At 64.1% G+C, this 21,674-nt stretch carries 14 protein-coding genes; 7 read left to right on the top strand and 7 right to left on the bottom strand.

Annotation, left to right across the window (positions count from 1 at the left end):
* The first annotated feature begins 10 nt into the window (after positions 1 to 10).
* From ABDW49_RS25105 to ABDW49_RS25095, 3 genes are all read left to right on the top strand, one after another.
* On the top strand, positions 11 to 2,530 hold the full coding sequence (locus ABDW49_RS25105; protein ID WP_343616275.1) for a TonB-dependent receptor: 2,520 nt from the start codon (positions 11 to 13) through the stop codon (positions 2,528 to 2,530).
* A 64-nt stretch (positions 2,531 to 2,594) separates the two neighbouring features.
* Positions 2,595 to 3,956 carry an 8-oxoguanine deaminase gene (locus ABDW49_RS25100; protein ID WP_343616273.1) on the top strand — a complete coding sequence of 454 codons (1,362 nt, stop codon included), beginning with the start codon at positions 2,595 to 2,597 and terminating at the stop codon, positions 3,954 to 3,956.
* On the top strand, positions 3,953 to 5,347 hold the full coding sequence (locus ABDW49_RS25095) for a nucleobase:cation symporter-2 family protein (protein ID WP_343616271.1): 1,395 nt from the start codon (positions 3,953 to 3,955) through the stop codon (positions 5,345 to 5,347). The genes ABDW49_RS25100 and ABDW49_RS25095 overlap by 4 nt, the downstream gene beginning before the upstream one ends.
* A 12-nt stretch (positions 5,348 to 5,359) precedes the next feature.
* On the opposite strand, the gene ABDW49_RS25090 is transcribed toward ABDW49_RS25095, so the two are convergent.
* From ABDW49_RS25090 to ABDW49_RS25080, 3 genes are read right to left on the bottom strand one after another with little or no spacing between them, the layout of a single operon-like run.
* Complete coding sequence (locus ABDW49_RS25090; RefSeq protein WP_343616269.1) at positions 5,360 to 7,720, bottom strand: TonB-dependent receptor plug domain-containing protein; 2,361 nt, start codon at positions 7,718 to 7,720, stop codon at positions 5,360 to 5,362.
* Positions 7,704 to 8,684: a FecR domain-containing protein gene (locus ABDW49_RS25085; RefSeq protein WP_343616267.1), complete on the bottom strand. Its 981-nt coding sequence runs from the start codon at positions 8,682 to 8,684 to the stop codon at positions 7,704 to 7,706. The genes ABDW49_RS25090 and ABDW49_RS25085 overlap by 17 nt, the downstream gene beginning before the upstream one ends.
* Entirely contained in the window at positions 8,677 to 9,243 is a 567-nt protein-coding gene (locus ABDW49_RS25080) for a sigma-70 family RNA polymerase sigma factor (protein WP_343616265.1), read from the bottom strand. Before ABDW49_RS25080 ends, ABDW49_RS25085 begins: the two co-directional genes overlap by 8 nt.
* 219 nt (positions 9,244 to 9,462) lie before the next feature.
* Between ABDW49_RS25080 and ABDW49_RS25075 the strand changes: the two genes are divergently transcribed.
* Together ABDW49_RS25075 and ABDW49_RS25070 are read left to right on the top strand one after the other, a co-directional pair.
* On the top strand, positions 9,463 to 9,783 hold the full coding sequence (locus ABDW49_RS25075) for a hypothetical protein (protein ID WP_343616263.1): 321 nt from the start codon (positions 9,463 to 9,465) through the stop codon (positions 9,781 to 9,783).
* Between the two features lie 90 nt (positions 9,784 to 9,873).
* Entirely contained in the window at positions 9,874 to 10,656 is a 783-nt protein-coding gene (locus ABDW49_RS25070; RefSeq protein ID WP_343616261.1) for a MipA/OmpV family protein, read from the top strand.
* A gap of 279 nt (positions 10,657 to 10,935) precedes the next feature.
* On the opposite strand, the gene ABDW49_RS25065 is transcribed toward ABDW49_RS25070, so the two are convergent.
* From ABDW49_RS25065 to ABDW49_RS25050, 4 genes are all read right to left on the bottom strand, one after another.
* Positions 10,936 to 12,618: a c-type cytochrome gene (locus ABDW49_RS25065; RefSeq protein WP_343616260.1), complete on the bottom strand. Its 1,683-nt coding sequence runs from the start codon at positions 12,616 to 12,618 to the stop codon at positions 10,936 to 10,938.
* 148 nt (positions 12,619 to 12,766) lie between these two features.
* Positions 12,767 to 13,792: a Gfo/Idh/MocA family oxidoreductase gene (locus tag ABDW49_RS25060; RefSeq protein ID WP_343616259.1), complete on the bottom strand. Its 1,026-nt coding sequence runs from the start codon at positions 13,790 to 13,792 to the stop codon at positions 12,767 to 12,769.
* Positions 13,793 to 13,951: 159 nt separating this feature from the next.
* A complete protein-coding gene (locus ABDW49_RS25055) occupies positions 13,952 to 14,719 on the bottom strand; it encodes a ThuA domain-containing protein (protein ID WP_343616257.1) in 768 nt (255 codons plus the stop codon).
* A gap of 31 nt (positions 14,720 to 14,750) precedes the next feature.
* Positions 14,751 to 15,284, bottom strand: a complete 534-nt coding sequence (locus ABDW49_RS25050; RefSeq protein WP_343616255.1) for a gluconokinase — start codon at positions 15,282 to 15,284, stop codon at positions 14,751 to 14,753.
* Positions 15,285 to 15,540: 256 nt separating this feature from the next.
* Between ABDW49_RS25050 and ABDW49_RS25045 the strand changes: the two genes are divergently transcribed.
* Complete coding sequence (locus tag ABDW49_RS25045) at positions 15,541 to 18,543, top strand: glycosyl hydrolase family 28-related protein (protein WP_343616254.1); 3,003 nt, start codon at positions 15,541 to 15,543, stop codon at positions 18,541 to 18,543.
* Between the two features lie 35 nt (positions 18,544 to 18,578).
* Entirely contained in the window at positions 18,579 to 21,563 is a 2,985-nt protein-coding gene (locus ABDW49_RS25040) for a TonB-dependent receptor (RefSeq protein WP_343616253.1), read from the top strand.
* Positions 21,564 to 21,674: the final 111 nt, after the last annotated feature.

Below are 21,674 nucleotides of genomic sequence, written 5' to 3'. Positions count from 1 at the left end.
GGGGGCAACAATGCCGCGTCTTGACCATCGCACATCGACCGTTACCGGCCAGAGGGCGCGCCGCGCGCTGATGTTGGCCAGCATGCTGACCTGCGTTTCACTGAGCGTTCCCGCCTTTGCCGCCGACGCGCCCGCGCCGGCTCCCGTCCCCGCGCCGGAGCCTGATCCCGCTGGCGAACAGAAGCCCGATATCGTGGTGCAAGGCTCGCTGGGGGCCTTGCCCTTGAAGGATGTCGGCTCGGTCTTCGGTTTCAACAAGACGCTGGTGGAAACGCCGCGTTCGGCTTCGACCGTCTCGAAAGAGCAGATGGAGCGCTTCGGCATCACCCAGATCTACGATCTGGTCTCGCAGGCGCCGGGTACCTTTACCTCCTCCTTCTTCGGCACCGGCGGCGCGCTGGATATCCGTGGCGCGCCTTCGGACGTTTACTATCGCGGCATGCTGCGGCTGGACAATCCGGGCAACTATTCCACCCCGATCGGCGCTGCCGACCGCATCGACATCGTGCGCGGGCCCGCCAGCGTGATCTATGGTCCGTCCAAGATCGGCGGCTATATGAACTTCGTGCCCAAGACCGCGCGCGCGGCCAACGGCACCTATGCGCCCGAGGCCAAGGGCGACATCCAGCTCGATCTGGGAAGCTGGGGCCGCAAGGTGTTGAAAGCCAGCGTCACCGGTCCGGGCAAGGTCGGAGGCCATGAATTCGGCTACAGCCTTTATGGCGAGCTTGAGGATTCGGGCAGCTATTACCGCAATGTCTTCACTCACAATGCCCTGTTCTCGGCGGCCTTCGACACCGACATCACCCCCAACCTGCTGGCCGAATTCGGCGGCACCTTCCAGCAATATCACAGCGTGCAGAACAGCGGCTGGAACCGCGTCACGCAGGATCTGATCGACAACGGCACCTACATCACCGGTCAAGGCACCAGCCTGGACACCAATGGCGACGGCAAGATCTCGCGTGAGGAAGCCTATGCCGCCAATGGCGGGAACGGCCTTGGCTGGTTCGGCAGCTTCAACTGCGGCGGTGGCACGGCCACGGCCGCGGGCTACACCGCGGCCTGCTTCCGCGGGGCCAAGGACTTCAATCTGGTCAACCCCGGCACCACCCATCTGAGCATGCGTGACACGCTGACCGGCCCTAACGACAAGCTCAACAACACCCAGAAGACCGCCTATTTCGACCTGACCTGGAAGGGCGGCGGCGATCTGAAGATCAAGAACCAGCTGTTCTACGACGGCGGCATCAACCTCAACGAGAACGCCTATGGCTTCGCGCAGGCCTTCAACTCCTATGTGATCGAGGACAAGATCGTCGCCTCCGACAGCTTCGACACGCCCTTTGCCAAGATCTCGCTGCAGCTCTCGCCCTCGCTGCGCTACACCCACTTCGACTTTGCCGACGATTACGGTGTGGAGCTGTGGAACCGGCCTGACATCACCGTCGGCTTCAACGCCCAGTCCACCCGCCTGCTCTCCACCCAGAGCGGCAACGATTATTCGGACTATGTGCGCGGCCATTACAGCGATTTCGGCATGGCCGGGCTGGTCGACATCGACTCCAAGGTCGGCCTCGATCTGATCGCGGGCGCGCGTTACGACACGGTGCATGCCGTCTCGACCGCGCTGCTGGGCAAGTATGACCCCACCAACATCGCGGGCAATGTCGGCGCCGGTTACGGCTCGACCGGCACGGCGACGGCCAAGGGCACGCAGGGCGGCTGGTCGTGGAACACCAGCCTCTCCTACAAGTCGCCGATCGGCCTGATCCCCTACATCACCGTCTCGCGCCAGCAGACGGTGGTCGCGGGTGAGGGTTCGGAACTCTATCTTTCCAATATCTTGAGCGGCAATGTTCTGGGCGAGTCGAACCTGCTGGAAGGCGGCGTCAAGGGCGAGTTCCTGAACAAGAAGCTCTATGCCGCCGTCTCGGTCTATAAGCAGAAGCGCACGCAGGCGGGCGCCGAAAGCTCGCTGACCAACCAGATCCTGCAGACCAAGGGCGTCGAGGCCGAGGTGCGCTGGTCGGTGGACAAGCATTTGCTGGTGACGGGGTCCTACACCCATATGAACGTCATCAACATCGGCGCGCTGACCGCCGGTTCCTACTTCAACTATTTTGGCGCCGCCGATTTCCCCGGCGTCAATCCCGCGCTGACCTTTGGCGGCTCGCAGTTCGGTCTGGTGCCGATCACCAAGGCCAACGCCAACCGCCCCGGCGAGCCCAAGAATGTCGTCTCGGCCACGGCGACCTATGCCTTCGACAATGGCATCGCCTTCACCGGCGACGTCACCCATGTGGACTCGGTTTTCCTGAGCTATTCAAACACGGTCAAGCTGCCCGCCTATTGGCTGCTCAACCTTGGCGCCTCCTACACCACAGGCTCGTGGATGCTGCGTGTTGGCATGAAGAATGTGAACAATGCGCGTTACTTCCGTGCGGGCGGACAGGATCTGTTCGGCGCCGATATCGTGCTGCCCCAGTTGCCGCGCAGTTGGCAGGCCTCGCTCAAGTACAAGTTCTGATGATGGGGGGAGGGGCTGCCGCGCGGCCCCTCCTTTCCTAAAATACCCAAGGAGTTTTGAAAACGTGTCCCCTCGAGTTCTGATCCGCCACGCCGATGTTCTGGTCACCATGGATGATGAGGGCCGGGAGATCGCCGATGGCGCCATCGCGTTTCAGGATGGCGTCATCACCGCCATCGGCACCAGCGCCGATCTGGCCCCGCTGGCGGATGGCGCGGAGGTGATCGAGGCGCATGGCTGCGTGATCACGCCCGGCCTCGTCAACACGCATCACCATCTCTACCAGACGCTGACCCGCGCCGTGCCGGGCGGGGCCAGCACATCCTTGTTCGGCTGGCTGAAAACGCTTTACCCGATCTGGGCGCGTTACACGCCTCAGGATGTCTATGCCGCCACGCGGCTGGGGCTGGCGGAGCTGGCGCTGTCGGGCTGCACGCTCAGTTCCGACCATCTCTATCTCTTCCCCAATGGCGTGACGCTGGACGACACCATCGCCGCCGCTGCCTCGGTTGGCCTGCGCTTCCACCCCACACGCGGCAGCATGAGCGTGGGCGAAAGCGCCGGAGGCCTGCCCCCCGACAGCCTCGTCGAGCGCGAGGATGCCATTCTGGCCGACACGATCCGCGTGATCGACCGTTTCCACGACCCGCGCGATGGCGCCATGGTGCGCGTCGGCGTGGCACCCTGTTCGCCCTTTTCGGTCAGTCAGGATCTGATGCGCGATGCCGCTCTGCTGGCGCGCGACAAGAAGGTGATGCTCCACACCCATCTGGCCGAAGACAAGGACGATGTCGCCTATTCGCTGGAGCGTTTCGGTTGCCGCCCCGGCCAATATGCCGAGGATCTGGGCTGGACCGGGCCGGATGTGTGGCACGCCCATTGCGTGCAGCTCGATGCCACCGAAATCGCGCTGTTTTCCGCCAGCAAGACCGGCGTGGCGCATTGCCCCTGTTCCAACTGCCGTTTGGGCTCCGGCATCGCGCCCATCCGCGCCATGGTGGATGCGGGCGTGCCGGTGGGGCTGGGCGTCGACGGTTCGGCCTCCAGCGATGCGGGCCATCTGCTGGCCGAGGCGCGTCAGGCCATGCTGCTCCAACGTGTGGCGCTGGGCGCCGAGGCCATGACCCCGCGCGAGGCTCTGCGCCTCGCCACCAGAGGCGGCGCGCAGATCCTTGGCCGCGAGGATTGCGGTCAACTCACGCCGGGTAAACGCGCCGACCTCGTCATATGGCCCATCGACGACATCGCCAGCGCTGGTAGTTGGGACAAGGTAGCCGCTCTGGCGCTGGCCCCTCCGCTCGCCGCGCGCGACGTCTTTGTCGAGGGCCGCGCCGTGGTGCGCGAGGGCGAGCTGGTCCAGGCCAGCCGCGCCGAGATCCTGACACAAGCCCGCTCTTCCCTGTCCCGATTGATGAGCCTGTCATGACGCCAGATGCCCTGACCCAAACCGCACCGCTGCCCCGCCCCAGCGCGCTGACCGCCGCACAGGCGCGCGATCCGGATTATTTCCCCGGTATGGCCATGGCGGTGCCTCTGGGCATCCAGCATATTCTCGCGATGTTCGTGTCGAATCTCACCCCGGCGATCATTGTTGCGGGGGCGGCGGGCTTCGGCTTTGGTTCCCATGATACGTCGCAGATGATCTATATGATCCAGATGTCGATGCTGTTCGCCGGCATTGCCACCCTGCTTCAGACGATCGGCCTTGGCCCCATCGGCGCGCGGCTGCCTTTGGTTCAGGGCACTAGCTTTGCCTATATTTCGGTGATGGTGCCCATCGTGGCGGGCAAGGGCCCGGCAGGCATGGCCGCGCTGACCACGGCGGCGCTGTGCGGCGGGCTGTTCCATGCCGCGCTCAGCCGCTTTGTGGGGCGGATCCGCTTTGCCCTGCCGCCGCTGGTGACGGGCCTTGTGGTGCTGATGATCGGCCTCTCGCTGATGCGGATCGGGGTGGAATATTCGGCGGGCGGCGTCACCGCCATCGGCACACCGGCCTTTGGAGCAGGCGAAAGCTGGCTGCTGGCGGGCACGGTGGTGATGGTGACGCTGGGGCTCAAGTTCTTTGCCAAGGGCATCTGGTCGACCGCCTCGGTGCTGCTGGGACTGGCGTCGGGTTATGGTCTGGCCATGGCGATGGGGCGAGTGGATTTCGCGCCCGTGGCTCAGGCCGGGCTGGTGATGGTGCCCATGCCGTTCCATTTCGGCTTCGAACTCTCCGCCTCGGCCATTGTCGGCTTCTGCCTGACGGGCTTTGTTTCCTCCATCGAGACCATCGGCGATGTGGAGGTCATCTGCGAAAACGCCGCCGGACGCCGTGCCACTGATCGCGAACTGGAAGGCTCGGTCGCCGCCGATGGCGTGGGCACGGCGCTGGCGGCGGTGTTCGGGGCGATGCCCAACACCACCTTCAGCCAGAATGTCGGCCTGATCGCCATGACCGGCATGATGAGCCGCCATGTGGTGACGCTGGGCGCGGTCATTCTGGTGATCTGCGGCCTGCTGCCCCGCATCGGCGCAATCATCACCACAATCCCCATCGAGGTGCTGGGCGGCGGCGTGATCGTGATGTTCGGGATGGTGGCCTCCAGCGCTTTGTCGATGCTCTCGGCGGTTGCGTGGAATCAGCGCAACATGCTGATCTTCGGGGTGGCGCTCTCGCTCAGCCTTGGTCTGCAACTGGAGCCCGCGGCACTGTCGCATCTGCCCGAGACCCTGCGCATCCTGTTGACGTCCGGTGTCATTCCGGCGGCAGTGATCGCGGTGGTGCTCAATCTTGTGCTGCCGCATGGGCTGGAGGAACCCCTGGCCAACGCCTGACAGTGAGAAGATCTAGAATTTCGTATCGAGCCCGAACCGTATGGTGCGGGGCCGCAGCGGCGTGATCTGATTGCCTTGCGAAAGGCCGAAAGGATTGCCGAAGGAGAAGGTGTTGGCCCGGACATTGCCCAGATTGTCCGCCATCATCGACAGGCCCAGACGCCCGATCTGGATGCGGGCATTGGCGCCCAGCACGACATAACCGCCCTGCGTCACCCCCTGATCCGCGCCTACGCCCAGCACCGACCGGCCGATGTAGCGCATGGTGGCGCCCGCGTTCACCGGCCAGCGCCGGCGCCATTGTCCGTTCCATCGTGCCTCGCCGCGTATGCCGCCCCGTGCGACATTGGGCAGTGTCTGCGACAGGCTGGAGGCATAGGCGGGCGCCGGATCGTTCAGGCGGCTGTCATTGAGAAAGGCCGCCGCGCTCAGCGTCCATGACGGGGCAGGATGCCAGCCGATCTCGCCATCCAGTCCGTAGATAAAACCATGGCCGATGTTGGCCGTGGTGATCAACCCGTTGCTGCCGACCAGATCGGCCTGGATGTTCGCCCAATCGGCAAAGAACAGCGCGCCGCGCAGCCACAGGCGGTCATGATCCTGCCGGCCATAGCGCAGGCCCAGTTCGTCCATGCTCAGATTGTCGGTCTCGAAGCGCTGGCTCTGCACGCCGCTGCCCGATGCCGCCACGGAAAGGCCGCCGGGGCGATAGCCCTGCTGGTAATGGAAGAAGGTCGAGACCGGCCCGCCGGGATGCCAATCCAGCGCCAGCGTGTGGGAGAGCCGCGCCGCAATATGGTTCACCCGGTTGGTGAAGGCGCCATTGGTATCGACAAGAAAACCGGTGCTGCTGGCCACGGTCAGCCGTTCCCCCACCGTGACGGTGAGGCGGCGGCCAAGGGGCAAGGAGACTTCGCCGAACAGCGCGCCTTCGCCCCGCGTGTTGACCACGGTGGTCAGCGCATCTTCCGCGTTCAGCGGGCCGAGACTGCGCATCAGCGCGCTGGCGTTGTAAAGGGTGGAGGCGCCCAGCACCCATGGGTGGCGCCGGCTATGGCCGCTCAGGCGAAACTCGCCGGTGAACAGGGTGATGTCGTTCAGCTCGGTGTAGCGGGCGGGGGTGGCCGTGCCGTCATAGCCGGTGGCGTCGAAGACCGTGCTCAGATCCTGTTTCACAAAGCCCAGACTGCCGGTCAGATCCGCCCAGCTCAGCGCGCGCCGGGCCGAGACATAGCCCATCCGCTCATCATTGTGGAAGGGCTGGGCGATGGCGCTGTTGCGGGTCAGTTCGGGAGTGCCCAGCAGCGTATACTGCCCGTCCGCGCTGTAGAGATTCTGGAACACCATGCCCAGATCGAGCCGCCAGCCGCCCAGATCGTCCAGCCGCACCGCCAGCCGCTGGCCATAGCTGGAGCTGCGGTTGATGTTCTTCAGCCCGCGTGAGGGGTCGTCGATGTAACCGCCAGACTGGCTGCCATAGGCCACCATCCGCACCGCTGCCTTGCCGCGCGCCAGCGGCAGGTTGACCATCGCCGCGCCATCCTCGCCCACCGCGCCGGACCATGTGTTGCTCAGCCCTGCCGAGGCGGTGGCGGCCACGGCGTGGCTGTCGGGCGGATTGGGCACAAAGCGGATGATGCCGCCCAGCGTGCCCGCGCCATAGAGCGTGCCCTGCGGGCCCACCAGCACCTCGACCCGGTCCATGTCGTAGAGGTTGAGGTTGGGATCGGGAGCGTTGTAGTTGAGGCGGATGTCCCCCAAATACTCACCCACGGTGGATTGGGTGGGGCCGTTGAAGCTGCTGTCGGCGATGCCGCGGATGAACAGCTTGTCGCGCCCGTCGCCCAGATTGGTGGAGGCCAGAATGGGCAGCAGCCGCGCGATGGCTCCGGTGCCCGATGCCGCGTTTTCGGCCAGCCAGCCCCGGTCGGTGGCGATGATCTTGGCCGAGCCGGGATAATGGTCCAGCCCCACCGCCTGCTTGCTGGCCGTGACGAGGATATCGCTCTGGGCCAGTGCGAGGGGCGCGACCACGGGGGCAGGGGGCGGCACCCGGCGCGGGGCGGCTGATACGCGGATGGTGTGCGGATCGATGAATTGCGCCTTGGCCTCGATGCCCTTGATCGCCTGACGCAGCGCGCCATGCAGTGAATGGGCATCATGCACCCCGCGCGATGGCCTGGTGCCCAGCACCGGATCGGTGACCAGAATGGTGGCATGGCCCGTCGCGCCGATGCGGGCCAGCACCTGCCCTAGCGGCCCGGCGGGAACCTCATAGCTGCCCGCCCTTGCCGCGGGGCCGGCCAGAAGCAGGGGGGCGCACAGCAGGATGCCCGATACACCCCGCCATGCGCCGTCAGGGCGTGGGGCCATGGGCGGGCTTCAGGATCCAGATCTTGCCCTTCTTCACCACCCGGACATTGAGGGCCGTGGCAAGCAGCGGGATGCGGGCGGGCGTGACATCCTGCACATCGATCGTGCCGAAGACCGGCTGGCGCGCGATGGCGGCATCCACCCGGAACGCCGCGCCCAGCACCCGCCCCAGATCCTGCGCGACCTGTTCCAGCGGGTTGCCGTCATAGCTCAGGCGCCGGTGTCGCCAGCCGCCGACCGCCTCGCGGTCCACGGGCGAGACCCGCGCCGTGCCGGTTTCCGCCTGCATCTGCTGCCCGGCGTGGAGGGGGATGGATTGCCCCTCGGGCCGGTAATCGACGGCGCCTTCGGCCACGGCAATGCGCGTCTGATCGGGCAGGCTGACCACATTGAACAGCGTGCCGACATCGACCACCTTGCTGGCGTTCAGCTCCAGCGTGAAGGGGTGCTGCGCGTCGTGCTGCACGGCAAACAGCGCTTCGCCATGGTCCAGCCGGGCGAAGCGGGCATCCTTATGGTCGAACACCATCCGCGTGTCGCCGTTAAGCGTGATCTGCGTGCCTGCATCGAGCTGGACGGTGCGGCTTTCGCCCGGCGCGGTCGCGATCTGGTAGCGGCTGGAGCCCGGACCCATTTTTGGCCCCATGAACAGCGCCAGGGCCAGTCCCGCCGCCAGCACGCCCCCCGCGCCCGCCACCCGGCGCCAGCGGCGCGTCGGGGGAGGGGGATCGTCATTGGCGGCGATGGGCAGGGGGGCCGCAGGCTGGGGCTGCGGAAAGTGCAGATCGGGCAAAGCGGGATCGAGGGCATGATCCATGGCCTCGATTTCGGCATAGGCCTCGGCGTGGTCGGGGTGCTCTGCCAGCCAGTCGGTGAAGGCATCCCAGTCCGCATTGCTGCCGTCGCGCAGGCGGATGTGCCAGCTCAGCGCGGTTTGGGTCAGGTCGGATGCGGTCTCAGTCATGATGTTGGCCCTGTTCATGAGCAGGATGCCGCACAGGCCCGCTTTCCTCATCAAATTTTTTGCGCGCGTTCAGAATATCGAGATAGGCCCGCGCCAGATGCTTCTCCACCGCGCTGACACTGATGCCCAGATCGGCGGCGATGGTCTTTTGGGGCACGCTTTCCAGCCGGAACAGGCGGAAGATGGTGGCGGTACGCTCGGGCATGGCATCGATCACGCCTTGCAGCAGATGCAGATGCTGGCTGGCGATCAGCGCGCTCTCCGCCGAGGGCTGGGGATCGACCTCGCGCATGAAGCCGCTTTGCGCATCGACCCAGCTTTCGTCGCGCAGCCGCCGCCTGGCATCACCCCGGCGGTGCAGCAGGAAGGCATTGGTGGCCATGCGGTAGAGATAGGCGCGCGGCTGATCGACCGGGCCGGTTTCCTGTGCCGTCAGCTTCAGGCCGACGCTCTGCAGAATGTCCTCGGCTTCGTCGGGCATGGCTCCGCGCAGCCGCAGGAAGCGCAGCAGCTCTGGCCGGGCGTTGAGGAAGGTCTGCAGCAGACCGCTGTCGGACATGGGATCGCTATGGCGTTTCGAGGAAGGGAAGGGGCATCGGGCTCGTGTACGCGTGAGGATAAAACCCTATCGCGCCGCGTCAACACGGGAGTAGATTTTGCAAGGCGTCAGTTTAAAGCACATATTTTCAGATGCTTGCGTAAATTATTGCCTGTTATGTCGATTTTCGGTGAGGGTCGGCGAAGGTCATGGTGTCTCAGCCATGAAAGGACCAGATCCATGCCCCCCGATGATCCTGAACAGCTTTCTCCCGCTCCCCCGCAATCGCTGGCGTCGCTGGAACGCACCGTGGTTGCTCTGGGCCTGCGCGATCCCTTGTGGAGCGTGCCGCGCCCCCGCCGCTGGTTTCATCTGACCCAGCCCCAGGCAGAACGGCTGCAACTGGCCAATCCCCGGCTGGAACGCCTGCGCCGCTTTGTCATCCTGCTGCGCCATGGTCAGCCCATCGAGGATGACGCCACCGTCTTGCTGACCAGCGGCTTCAGCCCCGGCCAGATCCTTGAGGCCCGCTTGCTGACGGATATTCACGCCGCCGCCTGACCGGTTCGCACACCACCATCCCCGCAAGCATCGCCCGATCCACGCTTACGGTGGAGAGTGGTGCTTGCCCGATATCCAGAGAGACCACGCATGAAGACTGTCATCACCACCGCCTGCGCCGCTTTTGCCCTGCTTGCCGTTTCCGAGGCGCGGGCACAGGATGTCGATGCCGCCGCCCAGGGCGACGCGGTGCGCAACACCGACCATATCATTGTGGGCATGGGCGCGCTCTATGCCCCGGCCTATGAGGGCGGTGACAAGTACCGCGCGCTGCCTCTGCCGGCCATCGACATCAAGCAGGGGCGCTTCTTCGCCAATCTGCGCGACGGCGTGGGCGTCAATCTTGTCGACACCAGTCTGGTGACGGTGGGGGCCAGCATCACCTATACGCAAGGCTATCGCTCGAAGGATGTGCCCGCCGGGATTGGCGCGGTCAATTTCGGGGCCGGCGCGCGCGGCTTCGTGTCGCTTCACGAAAAGGGCGTGATCCTGACTTTGGGCGCCACGCAGGGCTTTGTCGGCGGCACCAAGGGGTTGGTGGCCGATGCCAGCCTGTCCTACCCGGTCGCGGTCACGCGCCGCCTGACGATCATCCCCAGCGTGGGCACGACCTGGGCCAATGCCAAGTTCAACAACCGCTATTTCGGCATCGATACGGTGCAGGCCACCGCCTCGGGTCTGAGCACCTATGCCCTCGGCGCCGGTTTCAAGGATGCCAGCGGCAGCCTGACCGCCAGCTATCGCCTGACCAGCAACATCATGCTGAGCGCCTCGGGCGTGGTGACCACCGTGCTGGGTGCCGATGGCCGCAGTCCGTTGGTGGTCCACAAGACGCAGCCTGCGGGCTTCCTGTCGGTGGCCTATCGCTTCTGATCGCCCGGCCTTCCGATTGGAAGGCCGCCCGCGACGGCTGGAGCACCGATCGGGTCATCCCCCCACCATGGACCCGATCGCGTTGCTCCAGCCGGTTTTCGCCCTGGCAGGAGATCTCATCATGACTGGATCTTGCGTTGTGATCCGCCACCGTCTCGCCTTGCTGCTTGCCACCATGGCTTTGGCGGGCGGCGTGGCCTTTCCCCTCGACGCCTTCGCCCGGAACGAGGCGACATGACGGTTTCGAGAAAAGGCGCCGTTTGCCGATCCTGAAGGCCTCTACGGATCGGCACGCCAGGGCGAGCGATCGGCCCATCCCTTGATCGCCGCCGTGGCCCAGGCTGCAGTCTTGTCTTTATGGCAGGCATTGCACGCATTCGGGATGCCCAGCTTCTCGGACTGCGCGGGCATCACGAAACGGAAGGTGTGGCTGGCGACATTCACCTTGCCCACCGTCTGGGCGATCTTGGGCATATGACAGGCCACGCATTGGCTGCCAGGACTGCCTGGCAGATGATGCGTATGAGCCTCGATCGTTTCGGCATGCGGCCCGTTTTGGGTGTTCGGGCCATGGCATGACAGGCAGACCTGCGTGACCGGCTTGCGCAGCATCGCCTCATTCCCGCTGCCATGCGGATCATGGCAACTGAAGCAGGTGACACCTCGCGCATACATCAGGCTCTGCACGAAATCATTGCCTTGCATGCGGTTCTTGTGAGCCGTGCCGTCGGGGAAGTGGGTGAAGGAGAGCTCACCAAGCTTGTGATCCTCCAGCTTCCAGAAGTCTGACAGCTTCAGGCCCGCATGATAGCCGACCGGCCAGTCATAATATTGCCCGCGGATCGGGTTCCTGATCGGCTGTCCCTGCGAATGACACTGGATGCAGGTGTCATTCGCCTTCACATAGCCTTGCCGCGCCGGATTGAGGATGTTGACCATCGCCGGATTGGCGACATGGGCACTGCCGGCGCCGTGGCACATTTCACACCCGACATTCCATTCGGCGACAGCCTTGGTGGCAATGTTGTAGTTTACCGAATGGCAGCCATCGCACAGCGGCCCGGTGGGGCGGTTGGCGTTATCGCCCTTGTCGGGATAGTGCCGGGCCCACCAATCGCCGCCCTTGTCGGGAACGTGATAGGGCAGCCATTTTCTGTTGGTGATGTCCCACTGGACCGGAAACGGCGTGTAGGTATCGCCGGATTTCCTGAAATACCGCTGCTTCCAGTGGCTGCCATAGACCAGCGCGATATCGCTGACCTTGAACTTGACCAGCGCATCGGGCTTTGAAAAGTCGGGGATGATGGCGTCAGGGTGTTGTCGCGGATCGCGCACCACATTGGCCATTCTTGTTTTTGCCCAGCGCGCATAGATCTCCTGATGGCAGGACCGGCACGTTGCCGACCCGACATAATGGGCTTCGCGCACCGCCGCTTCCTGCCGTGGCGCAATGGGGCCGGATAACTGCGGGGCGACAAGAGGCAGCGCGCGAAGATAGGCAACCAAGCGCCAGATCTGGTCATCGGGCATGTTCCATGCAGGCATGGCGGTGTTCCGGATGCCGTTGCGGATATGGTAGAAAATCTCTCCGTCGCTCAGGGATGGCAGAAGGGCATGCAGAGCTGGTGGCCGGGGATATTCACCGGCTCCCATTTCGGACTTTCCGCCACCATCATAGGCGTGGCAGGATGCACATTTCCGCACAAACAGGTCATGTCCGGCAGCAATGGCTGCCGGATCGGGGCGATTGCCCAAGGGGTTCTTTGCAGCTTTCGCCGAGGCCGGGACACTGTGGCGCAGAAGCCAGCTTGCCGTCACGACCTCAAGGCGGGGCGGCTCCTGCCGGGCGACCGAAAGCCCCGGCAAAACCCACTGAAAGCCGAGAAGCGCAAGGAGCAACAGGAGGATGGTACCAGCAAGAAACCAGTGTTTCCGGGCGACAGGTAAGGGATTCCAAGACATCAGACAACGCTCCGCAACCTGCTTTCGCAAGGTGGAGCGGGTCTTGGCTGATCAGATCAGCTGATCGGGCGCCCCGCATAAGCCCGAGGTCATACCCATAACATCTGAACAGGTCAGTCGCCAGTGCTCATCCGAAGCTCTTTGGCGTTTAGCGGCCTATCGCATTACGCCATCTGTCAAGGATTTTTGCGGTGATGATGCTGTCACGGGCGGTCATGCCGGGGGAAGGAAATTCTTCGGCCCCGGCACGGATCGCCTGATTGGCGGCCTCGAACTGGAAGCTGTAAAGGTTGCGCGCCTCGGCGAGCGGAATGCTCTCAAGCCTGCCGTCGGATGTGAACAGCCGGATGGCCTTCACCCCGCCATCCTTACCGCTGCCGAACCAGAACTCGTCCACTTCGAGCCGGCCTTTGGTGCCCATGATGCGCAGCACATTGTCCTGATCGAGCGTGATCGAGCAGGACAATGTCGCCAGAATATCGCCGGGAAATCGCAGAATGGCGCAGGACCATTCGTCCACGCCGGTCTCGCCGATATGCGCCATGGCCTCAAGATGCTCGGGCTCGACCATCTGTTCGTCCGGCCCCACGCATCCAGCGAGCAAGGCGGCCATCGAGGCCGGATAGCCGCCGATATCGAGGATCGCGCCGCCGCCCAGCTCCGGGGAGAAGAGGCGATCGCCGGGGCCGGTGTGGCCGGCGGCAAAGCCGAAGCTCGACTGGATCAGGCGAACATCCCCGATGGCGCCAGCGCGGACAAGCTCAAGGATGCGCGAGATCAGCGGATGAAAGCGATACATATAGGCTTCGCCGAGGAAGGTTCCGGCCTTGCGCGCTGCGTCGAACATGGCCTGAACCTCGGGCAGGGACATGCTCATCGGCTTTTCGCACAACACATGCTTGCCATGGGCCATCGCGGCCAGAGCCCACTCCTTGTGAAGCGGGTGAGGCGTGGCGACATAGACCGCGTCGATATCCCTGTCGGCCAGCAAGGCATCATATCCGGCGATCACGCGGGCACCGGGGAAGCTGTGGGCCAGTTCCGCCGCATCGGGATGGCGCGAGGCAACCGCCGCGATAACGCCCGAAGCAGAGCCTGCCGCGCCATCCCGAAAGGCTCGGGCAATGCGGCCGGGCCCCAGGATGCCCCAGCGGATCGGCGCGGATGTCGTCATGATGTGTCTCCGGTGTTGACGCGGCGAGCAAGAGGAAGGTGCTGGGATAGTGGCATCTTCGAGGTGGCCATGGCAATCGCCTCAATCCACGGAAAATTCAGCCGAAAAGCCCGAATGATGACGAGAGCAACCGCAGTGATGTGGGGGCCCGGCAGGCGGTTATTTCTTCTGGCCCAGCCCCGTCGCGGCCCAATAGATGCCGCCCATCAGATGGGAGAGGTACTGCGGATCGCGGTACATCTCCACATTATGGCCCAGCGCGGTCACGAAGACGCGGCCCTTTTCCCAACTGTGGTACCAGGCGAGGGGATGGTCACGCCCCATCGGACCGGCGGTCTGTCCCGGCCAGATGCGGGTGGGGTCATAGCTGCTCTCATCGATGCCGAGCACCGTGTGGATGGGGATCGCATGGGGATTGGTCGTGACGTAGAACTCATCGCTCCAGATCCAGCGGGCGGGCAGGCCGAAGGTGGCGGGAAAGCTGCTGTCCTCCACCGTCACCACGCCGGTCTGCAGCATGGGGTGGATCACGAAATTGCGGCCGACCATCTTTTCATACCACGGCCAGTCATGCTTGGGCATGATCAGCGCGCGATGCACCACGATCGCATTGCCGCCGCCGCGCATATAGTCCTCGAAAGCGGCGCGCTGCTTGTCGTTGAGTTCCTCGCCGGGGGTGTTGAGGAACATCACCGCGGCATATTGCTTCAGATCGCCCTCGAAAGCGGTGGGCTGGTTGGTCCAGACCATGCTGAACTCATGCAGCTTGGCCAGATGTTCCAGACTGTCCCTGGCGACGGGGATATATTCATAATGGTACTTGTTCGGGATCGCGAACACCAGAATGCGATATTGCGATTCGGCCATGGCGCCTGTTGGCAGGATCGCGGTGAAAATCGCTGTGAGCATGAGCAGAAAGCGGGTCATGAGCACCTCAATGGCAGCAGCCTGGGCCGTGTTATGTGTGTCTGAGGACTGAATTTCTGCATGTTAGCCACGCCATCGCCTGATGGCCAAGGTCTTCCGGGCAGGCGCTGGCATCGAGGACCAGCGCTGTCTCGTCCGGCTCCGGCATTTCCAGCGTGGCCAATTGGCTGTTGAGCAGACTGGGCGGCATGTAATGGTCAGGCCGCCCTTCCATCCGCCGCGCCAGTTCCGTGGCGGTGGTGTTCAGCAGGATGAAGACCATCGGCTGATGCGCGCCGGTTGCCAGCCTTTCGCGATAGCTCCGCCGCAAGGCCGAGCAGGCCGCCACCACCAGCCCATCGCGGCCAACCGCCTCGCCCATGGCCGCCCCCAGATCATCCAGCCAGGGCCAGCGATCGGCATCGGTCAAGGGGATGCCATGGCGCATTTTCTCGACATTCTGCGTGGAATGAAAACTGTCGCCCTCAAGAAAGGCGCAGCCCAGTTGCTTGGCCAGCAGCGCGCCGAGCGTCGATTTGCCGCTGCCGCTTACCCCCATCACGGTGATGGCCAGGGGTGGCAGCAAGCCTGTCTCAAATTTGCCCGGCACCTGCTTCCATCTCCTGTGATCGTCCCGGCATCCTGTCCGGGGGCGTCCTGTCATGGCGCCGTCAGATTCCAGTGTTTTATCGCCCCCTTGCTGCTGCCAACTACTGGGACCTTGGTCCCTGCTGTGGCGGCGGGCAGACTCCCCTAACATCGCCTCTCTAAACGGGCGGATCTGAATGATACCGCTAACGGAAAAAGGGTAGGGCATGCGCAGAGGCTGGTTGGCACTCACGATGATCTGTGTCTGTGGCGGGCAGCAAGCCTCGGCCGCCACGGCGCCTTCGGCATGGAGCAGCGCGCCTGCGGACCCGCGTGCCGTCACCGTGAAGGGCGCGGGCGACGGCAAGACCGACGACACCGCCGCGATCCAGTCCGCCATTGCCGCTTCGCGCGGACGCACGGGCGAGGGGATCGTCTTCCTGCCCTCGGGCCGCTATCGTCTGACGCGCTCGATCCTGGTGCCGCAGGGCGTGCGCATCTTTGGCGTGGGCGCCACCCGCCCGGTGCTGGTGCTGGGGGACAACACGCCGGGTTTCCAGCAGGGGGTGGGCACGATGGTCGTCTTCACGGGCGGCGACCAGTATGATGTGGGCAAGGTCCCCGAACCGGTGCCCAGCGCGGTGCCCTTCAACGACAAGGTGCGCGACGCCAATTCGGCGACCTTCTATTCGGCGATGAGCAACATCGATATCGAGATCGGCGCGGGCAATCCGGCGGCGGCGGGTGTGCGCTTCCGCGTGGCCCAGCATGCGTTTCTTTCGCATATGGACTTCCACATCGGCTCGGGCTTCGCGGGCATCTATCAGGCCGGAAACGAGTGCGAGGACCTGCGGTTCTTCGGCGGCCGCTATGGCATCGTTTCGGAGAAGACCTCACCCGCCTGGCAGTTCACCTTGCTGGACTCCAGCTTCAGTGGCCAGCGTGAGGCTGCCATTCGCGAGCATGAGGCCGGGTTGACGCTGGTCAATGTCTCGATGCGCGATGTGCCGGTGGGGATCGATATCGATCAGGGCTATGGCGATTGGCTGTGGGGCAAGGATGTGCGCTTCGAGAATGTCTCGAAAGCGGGCGTGATCATCTCCAACGAGGACAACGCCTATACGCAGATCGGCTTTGAAAACGCCGTGGCCAGCGGCACGCCGACCTTCGCGCGCTTCCGCGACAGCGGCAAGACGGTGGCGGGCGCTGGCCCCGCCTACCGCGTGAAGGAATTCACCTATGGCCTGACACTGGCCGGGCAGGGCGCCATCGGCACCTATCAGACCCGGATGGATCAGGCGCGCATCGCCGCTCTGCCGCCGCGCCGCGCCCCGGCCATTCGCGCTCTGCCCGCGACGAAGGATTGGGTCGATGTCCGCACGCTGGGCGTAAAGGGCGACGGCAAAAGCGATGACACCGCTGCCATCCAGCGCGCCATCGACAGCCATCGCGTGCTCTATTTCCCCATCGGTTTCTACATGATCAGCGATACGCTGCATCTCAAGCCCGATACGGTGCTGATCGGGATGCATCCCAGCCTGACCCAGATCGCCCTGCCGGATAACGCACCGGCCTATGCCGGCCTCGGCGGTCCGCTGCCGATGATCGAGGCACCCAAGGGCGGTGACAACATGCTCTTCGGGCTGGGCGTGTTTGGCGGCCGGGTCAATCCGCGCGTGACGCCAGTGCTGTGGAAGGCCGGGGCCAGTTCGCAGATCGACGATGTGAAGATCCAAGGCGGTGGCGGCACGTTCATCGCCGACGGCAAGCCGCTGGACTTCTACAGCCGCCCCGGCGGCGATCCGGTGGCCAGCAACCATTGGGACGGGCAATATCCCGGCCTGTGGGTCACCGATGGCGGTGGCGGCACCTTCGCGGCGATCTGGGCCCCGAACACGCAGGCGCAGAATGGCCTCTATGTCTCGAACACGAAGACGCCGGGGCATGTCTATGAGTTTTCCAACGAGCATCATGTCCGCAACGAGATCGTGCTGGATGGTGTGGAGAACTGGGAGTTCCTGGCCCCCCAGACCGAGCAGGAAGTGGGCGAGGGCGGCGATGCCGTCTCGCTGGAAATCCGCAACTCCAGCAAGATCCTCGTCGCCAATTATCACGCCTATCGCGTGACGCGCAATTTCAAGCCCGCGCCCATGGCGGTGAAGCTCTACAATGCGTCCGACATCCGTTTCCGCAATGTGCATGTGAATGCCGAAAGCGGCTATGCCACCTGCGACAACAATGGCTGCGGCACCTATCTGCGTGCCAGCAAATTCCCCTTCGAAAACAGCATCGTCGATATGACGCACAAGATCGACACGCGCGAACGCGAATTTGCCGTGCTCGACGTGACGGCCGATCCGGCCCGGCCCGCGCCCTCCACCTTCCCGGCCAGCGCGAAGGTGGAAAAGCTGGAGGATGGCTTCTGGTCGATTTCCGGCGCGGCGGTGGCGGGGGACGGCACGCTCTATTTCGTCGATCACCGTTTCCAGCGGATTTATAGCTGGTCCGACAAAGCCGGGCTGGGTGTGGTGCGCGACAATCCCGTCGATCCGGTCAATCTGGCGGTGGCGCGCAACGGTGATCTGATGGTGCTATCCTCGCTGGGGCCGGAGGCGGGCGTCTACAGCTTCCGACCCGGCACGCAGGATGGCGCGATCAACATCATCAAGCCCACGCCCGCCACATCGCATCCCGCAGCGCAGACCCTGCTGCCGGTCAATCTGTGGAACAATGGCGAGTTCAAGGATCAATACGATCCGGCCACCGACCATTTCACCACGCTGGCCGAGATGTTCAAGCGCGATATGGGCGCCCCCAAGGCGCAGGAGTATGTCTCGCCCGATGGCAGTCTGGTGCTGCCCGCCTTCCGCGTGTTCCAGCAGGGATCGCCCGACCATCTGGGCTGGCGCTTTTCCGATACGCTCGATGCCCATGGGTTTGTCACCGCGCGCGCCGGAGAGCGCGTGTTCCTCAGCAATGAGTCCGAGGACAAGACCTATTCAGGCCTTGTCGGGCAGGGCGGCAGCGTCACCGACCTCAAGCCCTTCGCCAACCGGGGCGGGGAAAGCGTGGCGGTGGATGGCCAGGGCCGGGTCTATGTCGCCAACGGGCAGGTCTTCGTCTTCGCGCCGGACGGCAAGGATCTGGGCCGCATCGATGTGCCCGAACGCCCGCTGCAGATCCTGTTTGGCGGTGAGGACAACCGCACCCTTTTCATCCTGACCCATCACGCGCTTTACGCCGTGAAGGGCCAGTAAACCGACGATCAGAACCATAAATGGGGGACTACCAAATGATTGTTCGTAAATATCATTCACATCGTGGCCTGCGGTGCCGCGCCATGCTGGCGAGCGGCGGGGCGCTGATCGCCCTGACGCTGGCCGCCCCGGCGCTGGCCCAGAACGCAGCGCCGCCGCCGGTTTCAGCGCCGGAAACGCCCGCGCCGGCGCCTGCCTCAGCTTCGCCATCCGACATCATCGTGACCGGCTCGCGCATCACCAGCAGCGGCTTCAGCGCGCCCACGCCGACCCAGGTGCTCAGCTCGGCGGCGATCGCCAAGAACGCTCAGCCCAATGTCTTCACCACCATCGCGCAATTGCCCTCGCTGCAGGGCAGCACCGGCGCCACCGTGGGCACCAACAGCACGTCGAGCGGCACGCAGGGCCTCAGCTCCTTCAGCCTGCGCGGTCTGGGCACCATCCGCACGCTGACGCTGATCGACGGCCAGCGCGTGGTGGGCGCCAATGTGACCGGCGTACCCGATGTCAGCCTGTTCCCACAATTGCTGATCGAGCGGGTCGATGTGGTGACCGGCGGCGCCTCGGCCTCCTATGGCTCGGACGCGGTGGGCGGCGTGGTGAACTTCATCACCAAGACCCATTTCGAAGGCTTCAAGGCCAATGTGCAGGGCGGCATCTCCACCTATGGCGATGACGGCAACTACACCTTCCAGGCAGCGGGCGGTAAGAGCTTCCTCGACGGCCGCCTGCATGTGGTGCTGAGCGGCGAATACAGCCATGAGGACGGCATCCCCGCCGGCGGCTTCGGCGAGGCGGCGGCCAATGGGCGCACGTGGTACAACACCGACACACTGATCAACCGTGGCATCAACCCGGGCGATGGCGGTCCGCAATATCTCTACCGCCAGCATGTCCAGTCCTATCAATACACCAAATATGGCCTGATCTCGGCAGGGCCGCTGCAGGGCATCGCCTTTGACAAGAACGGCAATCCCTTCAACTTCAACTATGGCTCGAATGGCGTTCCGGCGCGTAATGCGGCGGGCAATGTGTCGAACTGCTATGGCGGTTTCTGCGTGGGCGGCGATCTGTCGGGCAATGTCGGCATCGGCACCAGCCTGCAGTCGGAAATCACCCGCTGGGATGGCTATGGGCGCATCGGTTTCGACATTGATTCGAACAACGAGATCTATGGCACGCTGAACGTCTCGCGCGTGGCCTCGAACAACACGCCCAACCCCGGCGCGGCCAAGACCGGCCTGACGATGCAATGCTCCAACCCCTTCGTGCCTGCCTCGGTGCAGGCCATGTGCACGACGGCCGGCATCACCAGCTTCAGCTATGGCGTCAGCAATGCGGTGCTGCCGGACTTCATCAACGTCAATCCGGTGCGCCGCCAGATCCGCGGTGTGGTCGGCGCCAAGGGCAAGCTGGATGTGCTGGGCACCAACTGGTCCTATGACGGCTATTACGAGCATGGTGAGAACATCACCGACATCCACGTCAGCAACATGACGCTCAACAACCGCTACAGCGCCGCGATTCAGGCGGTGCGTCAGCCTGATGGCACGATCACCTGCGCCAGCGCGGTGGCGGTGGCCTCGGGCTGCCAGCCGCTCAACATCTTTGGCGGGGCGACGCCCAGCGCGGCGACCTTGGCCTATATCTCGCCCGCCAACGGGCCTTACCAGCACACCCGCCAGACGCAGGATGTGGTCAGCCTGGCGATCAATGGCCAGCCTTTCTCGCTGCCGGGCGGCCCGGTGTCGGTCGCCTTCGGTGGCGAGTACCGGCATGAATATTACAAGGTCAACGGTGACCCCTATGGCAATGGCGTCACGGCGGACGATCCCAACACCTCGGCCTATCCCGCCGATCCGCTGCTCAACACCGCGGGCAACAACTGGTATGCGGGCAATTATCACAATGGCACCGGCAAGTATGATGTCTACGAGGGCTTCCTCGAACTCAACGTGCCGCTGTTCGACAGTCAGAAGTTGGGCAAGGCGAACCTGAACCTGGCCGGGCGCGGCACGCATTACAGCACGTCGGGCACGGTCTACACCTGGAAGATCGGCGGCACCTGGCAGACGCCGATCGACGGCATCCGCCTGCGCGCGGTGACCTCACGCGACGTGCGCGCGCCCAATCTGAGCGAACTCTATGCCGCGCCGATCACCATCACCGTGCCGGGCATCACCAACCCCACCAACAACCAGTCGGTGATCATCCAGCAGAACACCATCGGCAATTCGGCGCTGAAACCCGAAATCGCGCGCAACACCGAGGCGGGCATTGTGCTCTCGCGGCCGCATTGGGCGCCGGGGCTCAGCCTGTCCTTCGATTACTATCGCATCAAGATGACCGGCGTGATCTCGGCCCTGAGCGCGCAGCAGGAGATCAACTATTGCTCGGCGGGCGTGACGCAATTGTGCAGCGCCTTCAACCTGACCGCCGCCACGCCCTATGCCAATGTGCAGTCCTTCAACCTGGCCTCGATCTTCACCGACGGCTTCGACATCGAGGCGAGCTATCGCTTCAATCTCGACAGCATCAAGCTGCCGGGCAGCCTGACCTTGCGCGCGCTGGGCACCAATGTGCGCAACTTCATCACCGACACCGGCCTGCCGGGCACGATCCCCACGCAGGGCGCCGGGGTGAATGCGGGCGCCACGCCGCATTGGAAGGTGCTGGCCACGCAAAGCTGGGACACCGACAAGTTCAGCCTGAGCCTGACCGAGCGCTGGTTCAGCGCGGGCGTGTTCAACAATGAATACATCGTCTGCCAGACCAATTGCCCGGCCTCCACGGTCAACCACCCGACCGTCGATTACAACCGCATGCCCGGTGCGCTCTACATCGACATCGGCGGCACCTACAACATCACCAAGAAGCTGACGGCCTATGTGAAGGTGGACAATCTGTTCAATCACGATCCGGCGGGATCGCCGCAGACCAACACCGGTATCGACGTCAATCCGCAGCTCTATGATGTGATCGGGCGGATGTATCGCTTTGGTGTGCGGTATAATTTCTGAGGTTGAAGGGTGACCGCTTCCTTGCGGGGAAGCGGTCACCGTCAGGCGAATGCCACAGAAAAAGGGCGTTTCCACATCGTTGTGGAAACGCCCTTTTTTGATGGTCGAGAG

Source organism: Novosphingobium sp. (genome assembly GCF_039595395.1).
Lineage (GTDB): Bacteria > Pseudomonadota > Alphaproteobacteria > Sphingomonadales > Sphingomonadaceae > Novosphingobium.
This window is presented reverse-complemented; position numbering and strand designations above follow the sequence as displayed.